At 39.0% G+C, this 17,976-nt stretch carries 18 protein-coding genes; 10 read left to right on the top strand and 8 right to left on the bottom strand.

Features of this window, described 5'->3' with window-relative positions:
- Positions 1-62 precede the first annotated feature (62 nt).
- Positions 63-185, bottom strand: coding sequence for a hypothetical protein (locus tag ACSLUH_RS16970; protein ID WP_448569190.1), 123 nt, complete (start codon positions 183-185; stop codon positions 63-65).
- Positions 186-218: 33 nt separating this feature from the next.
- On the opposite strand from ACSLUH_RS16970, the gene ACSLUH_RS16965 reads away from it, so the two are divergent.
- Together ACSLUH_RS16965 and miaE are read left to right on the top strand one after the other, a co-directional pair.
- Positions 219-1,925, top strand: coding sequence for an ABC transporter substrate binding protein (locus tag ACSLUH_RS16965; RefSeq protein WP_448569188.1), 1,707 nt, complete (start codon positions 219-221; stop codon positions 1,923-1,925).
- A gap of 120 nt (positions 1,926-2,045) precedes the next feature.
- Positions 2,046-2,810, top strand: coding sequence for a tRNA isopentenyl-2-thiomethyl-A-37 hydroxylase MiaE (gene miaE, locus ACSLUH_RS16960; protein ID WP_448569186.1), 765 nt, complete (start codon positions 2,046-2,048; stop codon positions 2,808-2,810).
- Here the strand turns inward: miaE and ACSLUH_RS16955 are convergent, their stop codons facing one another.
- From ACSLUH_RS16955 to nadK, 4 genes are all read right to left on the bottom strand, one after another.
- Entirely contained in the window at positions 2,811-3,320 is a 510-nt protein-coding gene (locus ACSLUH_RS16955) for a cytochrome b (RefSeq protein ID WP_448569184.1), read from the bottom strand.
- A 211-nt stretch (positions 3,321-3,531) separates the two neighbouring features.
- Positions 3,532-3,879 (bottom strand): outer membrane protein assembly factor BamE, encoded by a 348-nt coding sequence (locus ACSLUH_RS16950; protein WP_448569182.1) that lies wholly within the window; start codon positions 3,877-3,879, stop codon positions 3,532-3,534.
- Between the two features lie 81 nt (positions 3,880-3,960).
- Positions 3,961-5,625 (bottom strand): DNA repair protein RecN, encoded by a 1,665-nt coding sequence (gene recN / locus ACSLUH_RS16945; protein WP_448569180.1) that lies wholly within the window; start codon positions 5,623-5,625, stop codon positions 3,961-3,963.
- 110 nt (positions 5,626-5,735) lie between these two features.
- Complete coding sequence (gene nadK, locus ACSLUH_RS16940; RefSeq protein WP_448569178.1) at positions 5,736-6,617, bottom strand: NAD(+) kinase; 882 nt, start codon at positions 6,615-6,617, stop codon at positions 5,736-5,738.
- Between the two features lie 161 nt (positions 6,618-6,778).
- Here nadK and grpE point away from each other — a divergent pair, with 161 nt between their 5' ends.
- The 4 genes from grpE to ACSLUH_RS16920 all read left to right on the top strand — a co-directional run bounded on the left by grpE (position 6,779) and on the right by ACSLUH_RS16920 (position 11,768).
- A complete protein-coding gene (grpE, locus tag ACSLUH_RS16935; protein ID WP_448569176.1) occupies positions 6,779-7,417 on the top strand; it encodes a nucleotide exchange factor GrpE in 639 nt (212 codons plus the stop codon).
- A gap of 187 nt (positions 7,418-7,604) precedes the next feature.
- Positions 7,605-9,536: a molecular chaperone DnaK gene (dnaK, locus tag ACSLUH_RS16930; protein ID WP_448569173.1), complete on the top strand. Its 1,932-nt coding sequence runs from the start codon at positions 7,605-7,607 to the stop codon at positions 9,534-9,536.
- A 220-nt stretch (positions 9,537-9,756) separates the two neighbouring features.
- Positions 9,757-10,893: a molecular chaperone DnaJ gene (gene dnaJ, locus ACSLUH_RS16925; RefSeq protein ID WP_448569171.1), complete on the top strand. Its 1,137-nt coding sequence runs from the start codon at positions 9,757-9,759 to the stop codon at positions 10,891-10,893.
- A 206-nt stretch (positions 10,894-11,099) separates the two neighbouring features.
- A complete protein-coding gene (locus tag ACSLUH_RS16920; RefSeq protein ID WP_448569169.1) occupies positions 11,100-11,768 on the top strand; it encodes a hypothetical protein in 669 nt (222 codons plus the stop codon).
- Positions 11,769-11,781: 13 nt separating this feature from the next.
- Here ACSLUH_RS16920 and ACSLUH_RS16915 read toward each other — a convergent pair whose 3' ends face one another.
- The gene (locus tag ACSLUH_RS16915; protein ID WP_448569167.1) at positions 11,782-12,252 is read right to left on the bottom strand and encodes an Lrp/AsnC family transcriptional regulator; all 471 of its coding nucleotides are present in this window, start codon (positions 12,250-12,252) and stop codon (positions 11,782-11,784) included.
- Between the two features lie 219 nt (positions 12,253-12,471).
- Between ACSLUH_RS16915 and nhaA the strand changes: the two genes are divergently transcribed.
- The 4 genes from nhaA to ACSLUH_RS16895 all read left to right on the top strand — a co-directional run bounded on the left by nhaA (position 12,472) and on the right by ACSLUH_RS16895 (position 15,680).
- Positions 12,472-13,644: a Na+/H+ antiporter NhaA gene (nhaA, locus tag ACSLUH_RS16910; protein WP_448569165.1), complete on the top strand. Its 1,173-nt coding sequence runs from the start codon at positions 12,472-12,474 to the stop codon at positions 13,642-13,644.
- A 78-nt stretch (positions 13,645-13,722) separates the two neighbouring features.
- Entirely contained in the window at positions 13,723-14,274 is a 552-nt protein-coding gene (locus ACSLUH_RS16905) for an elongation factor P hydroxylase (protein ID WP_448569164.1), read from the top strand.
- Positions 14,264-15,391 (top strand): ATP-NAD kinase family protein, encoded by a 1,128-nt coding sequence (locus tag ACSLUH_RS16900; RefSeq protein WP_448569162.1) that lies wholly within the window; start codon positions 14,264-14,266, stop codon positions 15,389-15,391. Before ACSLUH_RS16905 ends, ACSLUH_RS16900 begins: the two co-directional genes overlap by 11 nt.
- Positions 15,392-15,410: 19 nt before the next feature.
- Positions 15,411-15,680 carry a YfcL family protein gene (locus ACSLUH_RS16895; protein WP_448569160.1) on the top strand — a complete coding sequence of 90 codons (270 nt, stop codon included), beginning with the start codon at positions 15,411-15,413 and terminating at the stop codon, positions 15,678-15,680.
- A gap of 222 nt (positions 15,681-15,902) precedes the next feature.
- Here ACSLUH_RS16895 and ACSLUH_RS16890 read toward each other — a convergent pair whose 3' ends face one another.
- Both ACSLUH_RS16890 and ACSLUH_RS16885 read right to left on the bottom strand, forming a co-directional pair.
- Entirely contained in the window at positions 15,903-16,733 is an 831-nt protein-coding gene (locus ACSLUH_RS16890) for a hypothetical protein (protein WP_448569158.1), read from the bottom strand.
- A 90-nt stretch (positions 16,734-16,823) separates the two neighbouring features.
- Positions 16,824-17,879, bottom strand: a complete 1,056-nt coding sequence (locus ACSLUH_RS16885) for a hypothetical protein (RefSeq protein ID WP_448569156.1) — start codon at positions 17,877-17,879, stop codon at positions 16,824-16,826.
- Between the last annotated feature and the right edge of the window lie 97 nt (positions 17,880-17,976).

Here is a 17,976-nt window from a genome sequence, read left to right as displayed (position 1 = left end):
CGCTTTTATGTCGTATTTTATCTTGGGTACTAGCTGATACAAACATCTGAAGCTTACACTTATTAACTATCTCTGCGTTGTGCAGAGGTAATGTGGGCGCTATTGCTTTCAATAGGTAAGTTGGGAAATAGTGATTCATCGACTAAACTGAAAGTAGTCGTTGCTGGCAAAGGAACTGCAACCATTTAATAATCTTAGTGTTTTGAGGCTATTTTCTTATGCAGTTTTCACGTTTTTGGCGGATGTTACTGGTGTTATTGTCATTACTGCAAAGCCATTATACATCAGCTACCAGCGTGCTTTTACTTAATTCTTATCACCCTCAATATCGCTGGACAGAATACTTAACCAAAGGTGTACAACAGGCATTATCTGACACAATTTCACAAGAAGACTTATCAATAGAATACATGGATGAAAGGCGCTTTATAGATGACGAAGCCTATCATCAGATGTTGGTGGAATTATTATTATATAAATATCGCGATAATCGTCCTAATGTCATCATCACCAGTGATGATGCAGCGTATAATTTTATGCTAAAAAATGGCCAGCAACTCTTTCCTGATATTCCGGTTGTCTTTAGTGGTGTCAATATGTATCACCCTGACCAGTTAGTGGGTAAACGTAATTTTACCGGAATAGCTGAGGGGATGGAGATTAAAGAAAACTTAGCGTTGATAAAACGTCTTCAGCCTGACGTAAGAAAAATTTTGGTGTTAGGCGATACGACTGGTCTTGGTCTTCAGATGGTAAAAAATGCACGTAAAGTTATTGAAAACTGGCCATATAAAGATACCGTAGATATTGAAGTTTTTGATCAGTTTTCCTATTCCCAACTCTACAAGACGGTCAGTGAACTTTCCTTAAATTCTGCAATTTTTATACTTGCTGTTCATAAAGACAGTGAAGGCGAGTATTTTTCTTATTTGGAACAGTTACCTAAATTATCGGCGATGAGCCGAGCCCCAATATACGGTATGTGGGGAGGGATCATGATAGATTATGGTGCTCTCGGTGGAGTAATGAACGATCCATTTGAACATGGTTTCAACGTAGCGACGATCGCTAAAGATATTTTGTCCGGGACACCTGTTTCATCGATCCCTGTTCAGGAAAAAGCAACCTATAAGCCACGGGTCGATTATCCTCAGTTAGTGCGTTATGGTTTGCGCACTGAACATTTACCTGCGAATACCATCATCATTAATCAACCGTTTTCTTTTTACCAAAAAAACAAACAGTTTGTTCATGGCGTTGTCGCGATATTTGCCTTGTTACTTTTATTGATTGTCTCTTTGGTCATTAATATTAAAAGTAGAGTCAAGGCACAAAATAAGTTAGCTGGCTTTAATCAAGAACTTGAACAGCTGGTTCAAGAGCGAACTGAGCAGTTAGAGCAACGCAACCAAGAATTAACCCAGATATCCAATAGCATGCAAAAGCTGGCGTATACCGATAGCCTGACGGAGCTAAGTAATCGTCGCAGTGCATACCGTGATATTCCGCCTTATTTACAACGTTATAGTCAAAGTAACCAAACCCTAGCGTTATTGATTGTTGATATCGACAACTTTAAATCGGTTAATGATCAGCATGGTCATGATGTCGGTGATTTGGTGATTAAAGGTGTCGCAAAAACATTAAATGATTGTATCAGGCCTAGTGACTATTGCTATCGTTGGGGGGGAGAAGAGTTTTTAATCGTGATCACAGATGCAGACGTTAATAAGTTAACCAGTTTCTATCAGCGTCTATTAGAAGGGGTTAGAACAATCAAAGTAAACGGTGTTCCTAAGGTGACAATCAGTATTGGTGCTACCGGTTCTAATCAAAATGATAACTTTGAAAGCTTAGTGAAAAAAGCCGATGTTGCCTTGTATCAAGCCAAAGAGCGTGGACGAGATCAGGTCGTTGTAAATTAACTGTGATCTATTTAGTCTACTTTATTCGTGCTCTGGCAAGACTAGCGCCGTAAGTAGGATTTTGTTTATCGCTAACTGTGGTAAAATAACCTTTTATTTTGTAGTGATAGAAGTTTTTCAATGTCAACTGAATCTTTATTGACGCCAATCAATAACTTTTTAAAATGCCAAACTCCCCAAGACTGGATTGCTGAAGCGGTAAAGGAAGAAAACTTACCGGTAGTGTTAATCGATCACCTGATTTGTGAATTGAAGGCTGCCCAATCAGCGATGTTCTTAATACGCAAATATGCGGTAGATAAGGAAAGTGGCGATGCACTGTTGGAGTGGTTGCGACCGTTTGAAACCCTAATATATAAAAGGGAAGGTGATTGGCGAATATTGCCATCAAAAAATAATTTAACCAAGTCTGTTATCCCTAAATCTGATTCTCCTTGCGGACAAGAACTCATTGATAAGATGGTGCTATTAATTAAAGAAGAGTTGCATCATTTCTATCAAGTGCTTGAAATTATGGACGAGTATGGTGTTGAGTATCGAAGCATTACCCCATGTCGTTATGCAAAGGGGATGCTACGTCACGTTAAAACGTTTGAACCCGATGCGATGATAGACAAGCTGATAATTGGCGCTTACATCGAGGCTCGGTCGTGTGAACGCTTTGCCAAGCTCGCTCCTCATGTTGATAAACGGCTGGGGGATTTTTATGTGTCACTACTGCGCTCTGAAGCCCGTCATTACCAAGACTATCTTACCCTCGCAGAACAAATAGCTGGATGTGATATTTCTGAACGAGTGAAGTTTTTTGGTGAATGTGAGGCAGAGCTGATTTTATCGCTAGATGATGATTTTAAGTTTCACAGTGGTGTGCCTAACAAGCATTAGCTAACGTTTACTGTAAATTACACCAGCAAGGTGAAGTGCAATTAACCAGTAAACTAGGCTTTCGAAGGTTAAATGCCAGTCGTTAGCAGTGAAAAATAATGATCTGTTTTCCACACGTTGAGAAAATTCAAACAAATTAAAAATAGAGAGCGGGTGCTCGTAGTGATTGATCATGACTAACCCGCTGATCATCATTAACAATAAAACACCATAAAAAGCACCATGAATGCTTCTAACTAACCATTTGTGTTTAACGTTTTCGTAGGTTAACCAATAACGCTTGTCGAGAAAAAAACGATACCAGATTAAACGCAGAACTAAGGTACAGAATAAAACAACACCAATACTCATATGCAGTGCAATAGCATCTTGTTTGTGTTGAATTGCACCTTTAATTGTGTAATCAATATTATGGATACTTGATCCCATATTGAGCAATAAGTACAAAATCGCAGCAACGGATAGCCAATGAAGGACTCTGTCTACGATATAGCTTGTTCTTGCATTCATTTTTGATTCTTATAAATGGAAATTGCGTTGGGATTTTATTACACGCTTTGCCAATAATCGACCTTTTATTCAAATACATGGACGATTGGTAGATAACGTTATGGTAAAGGGAAGTATGTGCGGGGAGGTGGAACGTATCAGGCTAAATTGTATCCAATCTAGATTTCGAAATGGAGGCGTTCTCCATTTCGAACCTTGCGCTAGTCGTGTGCTAATTCACCATTGGCACGTAGAAACTTTCTGGTAGGGTAAAGTCACCTTTAGCTTCAACTAACTTATCGCCTTCAAAGCGCACGATAAATTTCTTATTAATATCAAACTCTGTGCTACGGCCAGATTTAAATCGGTAAACGTAATGCCATACATCATTATCAAAGGTATCAATGACCACAGGACTTCCTAAGACAAATTTAACTTGGTCTTTTGTCATTTCAATTTGAAGCTTATCAATATCTTTCTGCTCTAGGTAATTTCCTTGCGGGATATCAATACGGTAAACCCAACTTGAACAACCAGATAAGGTAATAAATAGTGCTGCGATAATTAAACGAGATAACATGATACTAATTGGCATCCTCAAATAAATGAAAAGGGATAATAACTAAGCCTGCCACTATATACAAAACAATTTTGTGTTTTCTTAACCGGCAAGCAACTCTTTTGCATTCGCTAAGCTACTTTGGGTTACTTTATCACCAGCTAGCAGGCGAGCAATTTCTTGGACTCTGCCATCCGAACTTAGTTCCGTTACCGTCGTTTCTGTATGTTCACCATCGGTTAATTTGGCGACAAATAGTTGTTGGTTACCCTTACTAGCTACTTGTGGTAAATGCGTGACACATATTACTTGAGTATTTTCTGCCAATAACTGTAACTGTTTTCCTACCATCGCTGCGGTTGGACCACTAATACCGACGTCTACCTCATCGAAAATGAGCGTTGGTGTAACCACATTTGCAGATAGGATCACCTGCATTGCAAGACTAATACGGGAAAGCTCACCACCAGAGGCAACTTTATTCATCGCTTCTAATGCTTGACCCGGGTTTAAACTGGTTAAAAACTCGACATTATCAAGACCGTTAATGGATAGTTTATCTGAACTTACTTTAACAACCCTGATTTGAAATTGCCCATGCGGCATATTAAGGTTTTGCATACTTGTGGTGATTTTTTCACTGAGTAACTCTGCTGCCTTGGTTCGTGACTCTGAAAGGGTTTGCGCCGCTTCATGATAGTGTTGTTGAACTTGATCAAGTTCTTCAGCAATTTGCGAAATTCGCGACTCATCACTGGTAATTTGTGCTAATTCGCTGAGCAATTGCTGATGAAGTTCGTATAGTTTATCTGGCGCAACTTGATGCTTTTTCGCTAATTGCACTGCTTGTGAATAACGCTCTTCGATCAATTGATAATGCTGGGGGTCTAACTCTAGTTTTTCCGCATAGCGAGCAAGCTCAGAGGCAGCGTCATCAACCTGAAGTAGTGCTTCAGTTAGTTGCTCTGAAATCGGTAATAAAGATTTATCAATACCACTAATTTCAGCAATTTGGTCACTCACTTTCCTTAATTGATCAACAATATTAAATTGTTCATCTTCGCTTAATCTTTGCACGCTAAGTAACGTTTCATTAAATAAGTGTTGTCCGTTGCTTTGTTTTTGATACTCCATTTCAAGAGTTTCAAACTCGCCAGCTTCAATCGCAAATTCGCTTAATTCTTCTGCTTGATATTGTAATAATTGTTGTTTGGCATCACGCTGCGTTTTATCTTCCATTAAGCGGTGATATTCTCTCGTTAATTCAGCGTGTTGTTGATAGTAATGTTTAACCGCTTCACGTAAATCGCCGTGCTTAGCATATTGGTCGAGAATATTTCGTTGCTCAGTTGCTTTTGTTATCAATTGATGATCGTGCTGGCCGTGAATATTGATTAACCGTTGTCCAATTTCTTTTAATTGGGCAAGCGGCACTTGTGAGCCGTTTATATAAGCTTTAGAACGGCCTTCTGCTGAAATAACACGTCTTAAAATACAGTCACTTTCATCGAGTAAATCATGTTGAGCCAACCAAGATTTTGCCGCCTTATTGTGCTCGATATCAAAGGTAGCAGACAGTTCAGCTTTCTTACTATTGGGTCTAACCACATTGGTTACCGCTCTATCTCCCAGACAAAGCCCTAACGCATCAATAGCGATTGATTTACCCGCACCGGTTTCGCCGGTGATCGTTGTCATGCCTTTTTGCCAATCAATTTCTAGGGCACGAACAATGGCGAAATTTTGAATATTTAAATGGACAAGCATCACATAAACTCACTGTATATAAATATAGGTGTTAATTTATACAGTAATTTATTTATATGCAAGTACTACGAATCGATAACATTGTAGTATTTTGTTAATTATTGATTTGATTAATAAAGTTTATTGCCCCAACTCAGTTTACTTCGTAGTACGTTAAAGTAATCGTGGTCTAGGGGATGAATTAATCTGAGTGTGTGTTCACTTTTTCGAATAATTACTTCGTCGCCTGGCATGACGGCTAAAATGACGTGACCATCACAACTGACTTGAAGGTTTTCGTAGTTCTCATTGGCCAGAACTAACTTAATTTCACTATTACCATCAACAACAATAGGGCGACTCGTTAACGTATGAGGAAACATTGGTACAAGAGAAAACGCATTTAGGTTAGGCGTTAAAATTGGGCCACCCGCAGACATTGAATACGCGGTAGAACCTGTAGGAGTTGAAACAATTAAACCGTCTGAGCGTTGGCTAAACATGAAGCTATTGTCAATGTAAACTTCAAACTCAATCATACTGGCAACTTTACCTGCATGAAGCACTGCCTCGTTGACAGCACTATTACAGCTTTTTAGTTTGCCATGACGATATACTTCTGCCTCGATTAAAAATCGCTGCTCTGAGCGTGACTCGCCTTTTAAAATTTGCTCTAAAGGGGCGATTAAGTCATTTGGGGATAGATCAGTTAGAAAGCCAAGGTTACCTCTGTTTACACCGATTACGCCGATATGATAACAAGATAATACCCGAGCTGCGCCAAGCATATAACCATCGCCACCAACAACAATAGCTAAATCCGCTGCTTCACCGATTTCAGTCAGTGACATGACTTCTATATTTTCAATTTTTAATGAATTGGCAACAGACTGCTCGATAACAACATGGTAATCATTGTCAATGAGGTACTGGTAAAGGGTAGAAATGGTGGCACTTGCCCCTTCATGATTAGGTTTACCGATCAATCCTATTGTTGAATACAGCTTGCTCATAAGGTTATCAAAAAAATGTTAAAATTCACTGATAAATCAAGTTTCGCTGTATTTTTATCAGTTGTAAAGTAAGGTTTTTGCGTTTTGTTAGCAATTTGAACTTGAATCATTGGCACAAGCCCCCATAATTAGCACCATTAATCTTTATCTTGGAGTTTTTCATGGCGAACGAGTCACACGAAAATAAAAATGAACGGGAATTAACCCCTGAAGAAATAGCAGCACAAGAAATCATCGAACAAGCAGAAGAACAAGTTGAAACACAATTTGATTTTGCTGCGAGTCACATCGGTGAAGCTCAGGAAAAAATTAATGAATTAGAACTCGCTCTAGCTGCAGCGGAATCTACTGTTGCCGATCAAAAAGATAGTGTGATAAGAGCTAAGGCAGAAGTTGACAATGTCCGTCGTCGAGCGGCGCAAGATGTTGAGAAAGCCCGTAAATTTGCACTAGAAAAATTTACTCAAGAGTTACTACCCGTTGTTGATAACCTTGAGCGAGCAATTGCAAGTATTAATGTTGAAGATGATACGCAAAAAGCCATTGCTGAAGGTGTTCAACTCACGTTGCAAAGCTTTTTGTCAGCTTTAGATAAGTTTGATATCAAAGCGATAGATCCTCAAAACGAACCTTTTAATCCAGAATTGCACCAAGCAATGTCAATGCAAGAAGTTGAAGGAGTCGAGCCGAATACCGTTATTGCTGTAATGCAAAAAGGTTACGCGCTTAATGGTCGTCTTGTTAGACCGGCGATGGTCATGGTGTCTAAAGCTGCACCGTCGGTTGATACATCAGCTTAACCTTAGAAAAACTAAGTTTTTTATTGTGGCCAGCGTTGTTGCTGGCCTTTTTTGTGGCGGGCTTGACTAAATCATTCTGATAAATTTTAAAATTTTTTTAGTTTTTCTATTGAAATCAGATTTTCCAGCCCCCACTAAAAGGTCATCGACAGTTTTTATTTAATTAAAGTATTCGGAGATCCTCAAGATGGGCAAAATTATTGGTATTGACCTAGGGACAACAAACTCATGTGTAGCTGTTTTAGACGGCGACAAAGTACGTGTTATAGAAAACGCTGAAGGCGACCGTACAACTCCATCAATTATTGCTTACACAGCAGAAGGCGAAACGTTAGTTGGTCAACCAGCTAAGCGTCAGTCAGTAACTAACCCTAAAAACACATTATTTGCGATTAAGCGTTTAATCGGTCGTCGTTTTGAAGACGAAGAAGTTCAACGTGATATCAAAATCATGCCATTTGGTATTGTTAAAGCTGACAATGGTGATGCGTGGGTGGAAGCCAAAGATGAAAAAATGGCACCACCACAAGTTTCTGCTGAAGTGTTGAAGAAAATGAAGAAAACAGCGGAAGACTTTTTAGGTGAAAAAGTCACTGAAGCTGTTATTACTGTACCTGCATATTTTAACGATTCACAACGCCAAGCAACCAAAGATGCTGGTCGTATCGCAGGTTTAGAAGTTAAGCGTATTATCAACGAGCCAACAGCTGCTGCGCTTGCCTATGGTATGGACAAGCAAAAAGGCGATAAAGTTGTCGCGGTATACGACTTAGGTGGTGGTACGTTTGATATTTCAATCATTGAAATTGATGAAGTTGAAGGTGAGCACACGTTTGAAGTATTAGCGACAAACGGTGACACTCACTTAGGTGGTGAAGATTTTGATAACCGCTTAATTAACTACTTAGTTGAAGAGTTCAAGAAAGATCAAGGCATGGATTTGACTACAGATCCATTAGCGATGCAGCGTTTGAAAGAAGCGGCTGAAAAAGCGAAATGTGAACTTTCTTCTGCACAACAAACAGATGTTAACTTACCATATATTACCGCTGATGCTTCAGGTCCTAAGCACATGAACATTAAAGTGACTCGTTCTAAATTAGAGTCATTAGTTGAAGATATGGTTAAAGCAACTCTTGAACCATTAAAAATGGCGCTTAAAGATGCTGACTTATCAACGAGCGATGTTAATGACATCATCTTAGTTGGTGGTCAAACTCGTATGCCGTTGGTTCAAAAAACGGTAACTGACTTCTTTGGTAAAGAGCCACGTAAAGATGTTAACCCTGATGAAGCGGTTGCAGCAGGTGCAGCGGTTCAAGCAGGTGTTTTAGCGGGTGATGTAACAGACGTTCTATTACTTGACGTGACGCCATTATCATTAGGTATCGAAACCATGGGTGGTGTGATGACTAAAGTTATCGATAAGAACACAACCATCCCAACGAAACAGTCGCAAACGTTCTCAACAGCGGAAGATAATCAAGCGGCAGTAACGGTACATGTACTTCAAGGTGAGCGCAAGCAAGCATCTGCGAACAAGTCGTTAGGTCAATTCAATTTGGAAGGTATTGACGCCGCGCCTCGTGGTATGCCGCAAATTGAAGTAACTTTCGATATTGATGCTGATGGTATCTTGCATGTATCAGCAAAAGATAAGAACACTGGTAAAGAGCAGAAAATCACGATTAAAGCGTCTTCAGGTTTATCGGATGATGAAGTTGATCAAATGGTTCGTGATGCAGAAGCCAATGCTGATGCTGATGCCAAGTTTGAAGAGTTGGTTACAGCGCGTAACCAAGCGGATGGTATGATCCACGCAACTCGCACTCAAATAAAAGAAGCTGGTGATGATTTACCTGCGGAAGATAAAGAGAAGATCGAAGCGGCGATTGCTGAATTAGAAACCGCGATTAAAGGTGAAGATAAAGAAGCAATTGACGCTAAATCTCAAGCGGTAATCGAAGCATCAGCGAAGTTGATGGAAATTGCGCAAGCTAAAGCAGCACAGCAAGGTCAGGGACAAGCCCCTGAAGGCCAAGCTCAAGATGCTGGCGCGAAAGCCGCAGCAGATGATGTTGTTGATGCTGAGTTTGAAGAAGTAAAAGACGACAAGTAAAAAGTAATACTTGTTGGTGGAGTAAGTTGGTTGTCAACGTAGGCGACCAACCTTCAAACCACGCTTTCACTGATTTGCAGTGTGATGAAAATAAGGAATAAAGCGTCGGTAACGGCGCTTTATTGTGTCAGAAAACGATGATTTTCGGTATTTATTTGCCTAGCCGTTTAACCACAGCGATTAAGCAAATTGGTACCATTTAAAGTGAAGTAAATTAACTATGTCCAAACGTGATTATTATGAAGTGCTCGGTGTCGCTAAAGATGCTGGTGAACGCGATATTAAAAAAGCATATAAACGCTTAGCAATGAAGTTTCATCCAGATAGAACTAAGGGTGATAAAGAGAAAGAAGAGCAGTTTAAAGAAATTAAAGAAGCGTACGAAGTACTTAACAATGATCAAAAACGTGCCGCTTATGATCAATACGGTCATGCAGCCTTTGAACAAGGCGGTATGGGCGGTGGCGGCGGCTTTGGCGGCGGTCAAGATTTTGGTGATATTTTTGGTGATGTTTTTGGCGATATTTTTGGTGGTGGACGCCGTGGCGGCCAATCAAGAGCTCGTCGTGGTTCGGACCTTCGTTACAATGTTGAATTGACGTTAGAAGAAGCGGTTAAAGGCAAAACGTTAGAAATAAAAGTACCAACTTATGTAAGCTGTGATCCATGTGGTGGTTCTGGTGCCAAAAAAGGTACGAGTGCGACAACTTGTAGCACCTGTCACGGCCATGGCCAAGTTCAAATGCGTCAGGGCTTATTTGCCGTACAGCAAACGTGTCCAAGTTGTGCTGGTAAAGGTAAAGTTATTTCAGATCCTTGTCCTTCTTGTCGTGGCCAAGGTCGAGTAGAGAAAACTAAAACTCTATCCGTAAAAATTCCACCAGGTGTTGATACCGGTGATCGCATCCGTCTAGCCGGTGAAGGTGAAGCGGGTGAGCATGGTGCTCCTGCTGGCGATTTATATGTGCAGGCGAACGTCAAAGATCACAAGATATTTGTTCGTGATGAGAACAATTTATATTGTGAAGTACCGATCAGTTTTACTACAGCTGCATTGGGTGGTGAAATCGAAGTACCAACGCTTGAAGGCAAGGTAAAACTTAAAATACCAAAAGAAACCCAAACAGGAAAAATGTTCCGCTTACGCGGTAAAGGGGTTAAATCGGTACGCAGTGTTTCAGTGGGTGATTTAATGTGTAAAGTGGTTATTGAAACACCGGTAAATCTGTCGGGTGATCAAGCAGACTTACTTCGCCAACTGGATGAAAAGATGGGCAAAAGTTCAAAAAAGCATAGCCCTAGAGAAACCGGTTTTTTTGACGGTGTGAAGAAATTTTTTGATGATCTAAAATCTTAAATTTCATAACCAGAAATAATGAAAGCCTTGCAGTCAAAGCGAGGCTTTTTGTTTTTTAAGTAATCATCGTATTTAATTTTTTCATTTAAAAATCAGTAAATCAGCGTCGAACGATGATTTTTAAGTGGCAAAAATCTCGATTAGACGCTTAACTTATTACACGTAGTTCACATTTTTTTAGGGTTGAGATGCTTAAAAGTTCATTGATGTTTCTATTTTTTTTTACCGTATTTTTTACTCAGGCTAAAGCAGTCGAACAACAAGAACTTCCGCCACTTGATCCTCGCTATAATGGAACACACGGCATGGTGTTATTCACTCATAACTCTAATGTCTATGCTTACCACTTGCCCCTGTATGAAATGCCACACAACGTCCAGTTACTCTATAAAATAGACACTAAAGAACTACCTTTATTACAATTAGTGAGAGATGCACAATTGGTTACCATTAAGCCTGAGCTGTTTAACCTGCAACGATTAATGCGTGGTGAAAAAATGGTGCTTAATGCTGATATTTATATGGGGCATTTTGAACGAGATGGCATGCTGGTTCATCAGCAAAAACCGTTGAATTTTGCAAAACAGCTATATGTTCGTGAATTAACGGATCTAGATGAATCCAATAATGTTCAGAAATACGATGTGGTAAATATTCGAGGCACTGAACGTATTTACATTCATCAAATACAACAAGCTCCGAGCTTTGATCATGTCATTCATATTGATATTGAAGCGGGCTGCTTATCAACATTTAGAACGAGTTCACCCGTGCCTAATGTTAATGAATTACAGTATAAATTTATTAATTGCGGAACGATGAAACCACTTTATTTTGAAACAAGTGATTTCAATGCTAAGAAAAGCGCACTGTAGTTAATCAATTCGTTTATTCGTCTTCAAAACACGGAAGTACACCGCTACGACTATGTTCAAAAATTAGAGAGGTTTCTACCGTTTGTACTTCATCTCTTGAAGTGATCGCATTAAAGACAAACTGACGCAGGTGCTCACTGTCTTTTACTGACATGTGAATAAAGTAATCGTAATTACCCCCCATATGATACAAGCTAACAATTTCCGGTAGCTTCAACAGATCATCGCGCAATTGATTGACGATTTCTTCGGAATAGGGCTGTAATCTAATTGCAGCTATCGCTTCAATATTTCCACCAATACTCTTAAAGTTTATATCGATGTGAGCGCCTTTTATGATCCCTTTCGCTTTCATCCTTTTTACTCGCTCAAGGCAAGTAGAGGGGGCAATACCTATTTGAGCTGCCAATTCCTTATTGGTAATATCGGCATCTTTAAATAACATGGTTAAAATGCGTAGGTCGATATCATCTAATTTTTTCATTCTAATTCAATCCTTAAAATAACTCGCTCATATCTTCGGATGATACTACACTTTAAAATTTATAAGTAGCCAGTTTTAATAAAAATGTAAATTTTTGTCGATTATGGTACTTTTTTCCGAATAATTCACTAATTACTAGGTTATTTTATACAATAATCTGGTAAAAATTATCTTCATGACATATTATGTCTATCTTTTAAAAGTACCTATGAGAGTATTATGGCTATTTCTGCAATTCAAACGTTTTTAAAAAGAGAAGCATCGAGTGGCATTATTTTAATGTTTGCGGCGCTTACCGCTATGATCATAGCTAACTCACCATTGTCGAGCTATTACGATTTATTTCTCGATATCCCAGTACAAGTATCTGTTGGCAGCTTCATCATTGCTAAGCCATTATTGCTATGGATAAATGATGGTCTGATGGCATTGTTTTTCTTTTTAGTTGGTTTAGAGCTTAAACGAGAGTTTTTGGAAGGGGATCTATCAAAACCAGGACAAATTACCTTGCCTGCCATAGGCGCTGTCGGAGGGATGGTAGTTCCTGCGCTTTGTTATGTTGCTTTTAATTACGATAACCCTGAAGCTTTAAATGGCTGGGCGATCCCTACAGCAACAGACATCGCTTTTGCATTAGGTATTCTTGCATTGATTGGCTCTAAAGTTCCATTGCAGTTAAAAGTTTTTTTAACGTCGCTCGCTATTTTTGATGATCTAGGCGCTATTATCGTCATTGCGCTTTTTTATACTGAGCAGCTCTCGGTAACGTCTTTAGTGGTGTCTGCGCTCGTCATCATTGGCCTGTTTATATTGAACCGTAAGGGGGTAAAGGACACTTCACCTTATATCTTTTTTGGTATCGTTTTATGGGTAGCGGTCTTGAAATCTGGCGTACATGCTACATTAGCTGGGGTCGTATTAGCGTTATTTATTCCAATTCACGGTAAAGAAGGAGAGCCATCCCCATTGAAATCATTAGAGCATAATTTACATGCTATGGTGGCATTTATCATTTTGCCTATTTTCGCTTTCGCTAATGCAGGGATAAACCTAACCAATGTGGGTATTAATGAAGTTTTATCGCCCGTGCCAATGGGGATTATTGTTGGCTTAATTTTAGGTAAACAATTAGGGGTATTTGGCTTTTGTTTTATCGCCATTAAATTGGGGATTGCCAAGCTTCCGGAAAACGTTAACTGGGCATTATTGTACGGTGTTGCGACCTTATGTGGTGTTGGTTTTACCATGAGCTTATTTATTGGCTCTCTCGCGTTTGAGCAAACTAGCGCTAATGTTGTTTTTCAAGACCGTCTTGGGATTATTATTGGCTCGCTTATTTCCGGAATCATGGGGTATTTGTTGGTACGTTCGCAAGTTAATAAGACGGTATAACATATTTAGTAAATGGCGATGTTTTTATCGCCATTTTTCGTTAGAATACGCGCCAAATTAATTTCGATTCGATTGTAGATGCGACATCAGTACCAAGACCTGATCACACTGTTTGATGCGACATTTTTTAAACAATATAATACCCGCTTGGTAAAAGGGGATGATGAACCCGTTTATTTACCTGCCAATGAACATTGTCCTTATCATCAAATAATTTTTGCTCATGGTTACTTCGCTAGTGCGTTACATGAAATTGCCCATTGGTGTTTAGCAGGACCGGCGAGAAGACAGTTAGAAGATTTTGGCTATTGGTACGTGCCCGATGGACGTGATCAAGCGCAGCAAAAAGCGTTTGAACAGGTAGAAATTAAGCCGCAGGCTATAGAATGGGCTTTTTGCCAAGCGAGCAAGAAAAAATTTAATGTCTCCGTTGACAACCTAAACGGTTGTCAACTTGATGCTAGGCCGTTTACACGGGCCGTGCATCAACAAGTTCTAGATTATTTAGCGTTTGGTTTTCCAACACGTGCTCAACAATTTATAGAGGCTTTAGCGTCATTTTATCGGGTGGATTTACCGTTGTCTGCTATGCAGTTTGAGTTAGATAAAGAGTTATTTCATGATGTTTAAATTAGGTCTGATCATTAATCCTATCGCTGGCATAGGCGGTAGTGTTGCATTGAAAGGAAGTGATGGTGAAGGGGTTGCAGAACAAGCGAAAGCGCTAGGTGCTGTGGCAAAATCAAATGATAGGGCACGTTTGGCACTCGAATTACTTACCGATTATGCAGACAATATTAAGGTTTTCACTGCCAACGGAGAAATGGGAGAGCACTGTGCACTTTCGCTTGGCTTTGACACTGAGGTGGTTTATCACAGTCAAAGTGACCAAACGACAGCAGTGGATACCGAAGCAACAGTTGATGCACTAATGGCTCATGGTATCGATCTGTTGTTATTTGCGGGGGGCGACGGAACTGCGCGCAATATTTCCCATCGAGTTGGCGAGCATTTCCCAGTATTAGGTATTCCAGCGGGCTGTAAAATTCATTCGGGAGTCTATGCGGTAACTCCTAAGGCGGCTGGACGTGTTGTCGAAATGATGGTTAATAATCAGTTAGTGACGCTGACAGAAGCTGATGTGATGGATATTGACGAATCATTATTTCGTCAAGGAATCGTTAAAGCTAAACGTTATGGTGAAATGCAAGTTCCTTCTGAATTACGTTATATTCAAGCGGTAAAATCTGGTGGCAAAGAATCTGATGAATTGGTGCTGCAAGATATCGCCGCCGATGTTATCAGTAAAATGGATGATGAAATCTTTGTTATCGGCTCAGGCTCGACGACGGCGTATTTGATGGAAGAATTAGGACTCGATAACACTTTGCTCGGCGTTGATGTTATTCATCAACAAGCTTTGGTGAAAAATGATGTCACCGAACCTGAGTTGTGGCAGTTTATTAATAAAGCCGAGCATGGGATAAAATTAGTGATCACCTTAATAGGTGGTCAAGGTCATATATTCGGTCGAGGAAATCAACAACTTAGTCCACGAGTTATTCGCGCGATCGGAAAAGAAAATATTATTATTATTGCCACTAAAACTAAGTTATTAGCGCTCGATAGCAGGCCGCTCATCGCTGATACTGGGGATGCAGAATTAGATCAGGAGTTGTCAGGATTTATGGCGGTGACCACTGGCTATAATGATCAAGTTTTATACCCAGTCGCTAGTCCGCAATAACCACCTTTTGGAGAGATTTGTGCAGTTTGAAAATTTAGCTAGTTTATATCAATATTTAGACGATTTGGTTGCCAATGGCGCGAGCAGTGATGAACTCTTTGCCAGTAGTTATATTCGCGGCTTTATTAGTCTTGCGGCTAGCCAGTATGGTGACGAATCCCAGCCGTTAAGTCATGCGCTTGCCGATGATATTTCGTCAAAAATTGCTGAAGCGCGCAGTGAATTAACGCCCGCCGATCGAGTTATCGTTAATGATTATTGGCAATCGCTAAAACAAGTATTTGAGTAGCGAAGGTTTAATCTCAAGGCAATTTAATAATACAGTCAGAAAAATAGCGATAGTAAAATAAATTCCTTTCCATAAGAGAAAACTCTAGTTTAGAGGTGCATCACTAACCGGGAAGAGGACAGTAATATTGTTAAGTTTGGCTCTAGGGCAGTATGCTTTATTCTATATGTGGCTTATTTAGCTGGACATATATGTAGATACTTCTTATTGGGGGTATTTTCCTCAAAGGAAATCTATTCTAGATAATAACTCTCGTCGTATTTCTTCTTGAGTATTTGTTACCCATTGATTAGATAATTCATTAAGATTCTCTTTTTGAGTGTTTGTTAGTGATTTTTCAAAATTTTGCAAGTAGTTAGTTAGTGTATGATTCTGATTCTCCATATTTTTTTTTAACATCACAGAGAACCAAAAATAACCTAAGTCAGCAGGAAAATCTTCAATACTAGTAATAGCGTCAAATAACTCGGGCAATATACCTTTTTTCCATGTAACGCTTTTGCTTAGCCAATAATACTTTTGCTTAAAGCCCGAAGGATATAATATTCCTAGTGCATATTCGGCTTCTTTGCTACCTGCTTGAAAAGCTGTTTTATAGAGTTTCTCTAGTTTACTGAATGAATAAACTTCAATTGTTGAACATTGTTTGTATAATACTTCAGCACTCAGCTGGTTCATTCTTGAATGCTGAGAATAGTTTGCTAAAAAATCTGATTCATCGGAGTAGCCGATAGTGGTTGAGCATTTCATATTTATATCATGAAATTTTGTTAATAGTTGCCAGTTGTTGTTTTCTATTTCATTATAAATGTCTTTATAAGAAAGGGCTGATTCGCTTGAGGGAACAGTAGCATTATCTTTCATTTGGTTTTGCACTTGTTGATAATTTACAGCATCAAGTGAATTTTTTTCTATTTCTATAGTTGGCAAAGTGCTGTTTAGATCTTGTTTAGTATCTTTTTTTTGGGGAGCCTTTATTAGAAAATTGTAAATAACAAATGTTAAGGTAGTTATTGCAATAACAGATATACAAGTTTTTATAAAAGTATTCATAGGGCGAAGTGGTCACATGATGGCAAAAAAGATCAGCTAAATTAAATAACTAATCCTTTTGCTCTATATAATTTGAAAAATAATATGAAGTTAGAAATACATCGTATCTTCAAAAGTAGAAGATAACGCACCATCACTTACAATAAGTTTCACAATTGCTTTATTACCTTGTATTAAACGATGGGGTAGCTCTAATTTGAAAACTCTAGTTCTTGCGACCATTGTGCCTGTAAGAGAAAAGTTTCGATCCGTATCCCAAAGGTTTACTTCCCAGTAATAGTTCAATTTTTCACTTGGCGTATGTCTATCCTCAACATATGGGTGGAGTTCATAATAGTTTTCCATAGCACCATAACCGCCATCTGTCCCAATAGCTTTATAATCAATACCGTTTATCACTGGACGAGTGTTTTGTTCAACGCTTACCTCAGCAAAACCACAATCACTTAAATAAATATCACCGCCCCAACTTCCTCGAACACTATAATTACTGGGATCAGCCCATTCTTGAATGTAGTTAAAGTCTCCTGTGTTATTTTTAACTCCTATTGACCATTCAAAGTCGGAAAATGTTGTACTGTGTATCCAATTAATACCCGGTGAAAAAGTATGTGTCGTTGAGTAGTCATGGCTTTTTTTATTGTCAATAACGGTAGATGTGTCTCTCCTCTCATTATCAATTCTAAAAGAGTAGTAGTATTTGGCAAAACGTTTTAAACCAGCCCTTTTAAAATTTTTACTCTCTAATTCATATGGAGTACCTGAACTAATTGTAAATTTTTTATAAGGTGTGGTGATAATACTGCCATCAGGAGAAGAATGAAATTGACCTGAATGTGAAGTGCTTTTTACATCACCATTTAACCAGACTCCAGAATTTTTAGCATTTGACTCCAAGCATGCACCAGGCTCCCAATTACGCGTACCTTGACGCCACTGACTCAATGTTGGAGAGACTCCAAAATACTCTGCTGATTGACTATCTTCACGTTTTTTAATTTGTCTCCTGACGTAGCTGTTGCCAGCATCAATTAATCTATCCCAAAATGTTGGTTCAGGTTCGTAAACAAAATTAAAATCATCTGCCTGTGTAGTTATTGAAAGCGATAATACAGTCACCGCTAGTGCTAATTTTCCATAAAGCATAGTTTTATCCTTAAATTGTATTTTTTTTGTTAAAAATAAGAAAATAAAATGTTTAAACCTTGATTCTAGTTATACAGTTGTCTAAAGTCAAACTCCG

Source organism: Thalassotalea ganghwensis (genome assembly GCF_053485795.1).
The sequence above is the reverse complement of the archived record's forward strand: the minus strand, read 5'-3'. Positions and strand labels throughout refer to the sequence as shown.

Coding starts and splice junctions, on each gene's coding strand:
- ACSLUH_RS16970 (WP_448569190.1), bottom strand. CDS start 185: ATGGTTGCAGTTCCTTTGCCAGCAACGACTACTTTCAGTTTAGTCGAT.
- ACSLUH_RS16965 (WP_448569188.1), top strand. CDS start 219: ATGCAGTTTTCACGTTTTTGGCGGATGTTACTGGTGTTATTGTCATTA.
- miaE (WP_448569186.1), top strand. CDS start 2,046: ATGTCAACTGAATCTTTATTGACGCCAATCAATAACTTTTTAAAATGC.
- ACSLUH_RS16955 (WP_448569184.1), bottom strand. CDS start 3,320: ATGAATGCAAGAACAAGCTATATCGTAGACAGAGTCCTTCATTGGCTA.
- ACSLUH_RS16950 (WP_448569182.1), bottom strand. CDS start 3,879: ATGTTATCTCGTTTAATTATCGCAGCACTATTTATTACCTTATCTGGT.
- recN (WP_448569180.1), bottom strand. CDS start 5,625: ATGCTTGTCCATTTAAATATTCAAAATTTCGCCATTGTTCGTGCCCTA.
- nadK (WP_448569178.1), bottom strand. CDS start 6,617: ATGAGCAAGCTGTATTCAACAATAGGATTGATCGGTAAACCTAATCAT.
- grpE (WP_448569176.1), top strand. CDS start 6,779: ATGGCGAACGAGTCACACGAAAATAAAAATGAACGGGAATTAACCCCT.
- dnaK (WP_448569173.1), top strand. CDS start 7,605: ATGGGCAAAATTATTGGTATTGACCTAGGGACAACAAACTCATGTGTA.
- dnaJ (WP_448569171.1), top strand. CDS start 9,757: ATGTCCAAACGTGATTATTATGAAGTGCTCGGTGTCGCTAAAGATGCT.
- ACSLUH_RS16920 (WP_448569169.1), top strand. CDS start 11,100: ATGTTTCTATTTTTTTTTACCGTATTTTTTACTCAGGCTAAAGCAGTC.
- ACSLUH_RS16915 (WP_448569167.1), bottom strand. CDS start 12,252: ATGAAAAAATTAGATGATATCGACCTACGCATTTTAACCATGTTATTT.
- nhaA (WP_448569165.1), top strand. CDS start 12,472: ATGGCTATTTCTGCAATTCAAACGTTTTTAAAAAGAGAAGCATCGAGT.
- ACSLUH_RS16905 (WP_448569164.1), top strand. CDS start 13,723: ATGCGACATCAGTACCAAGACCTGATCACACTGTTTGATGCGACATTT.
- ACSLUH_RS16900 (WP_448569162.1), top strand. CDS start 14,264: ATGATGTTTAAATTAGGTCTGATCATTAATCCTATCGCTGGCATAGGC.
- ACSLUH_RS16890 (WP_448569158.1), bottom strand. CDS start 16,733: ATGAATACTTTTATAAAAACTTGTATATCTGTTATTGCAATAACTACC.
- ACSLUH_RS16885 (WP_448569156.1), bottom strand. CDS start 17,879: ATGCTTTATGGAAAATTAGCACTAGCGGTGACTGTATTATCGCTTTCA.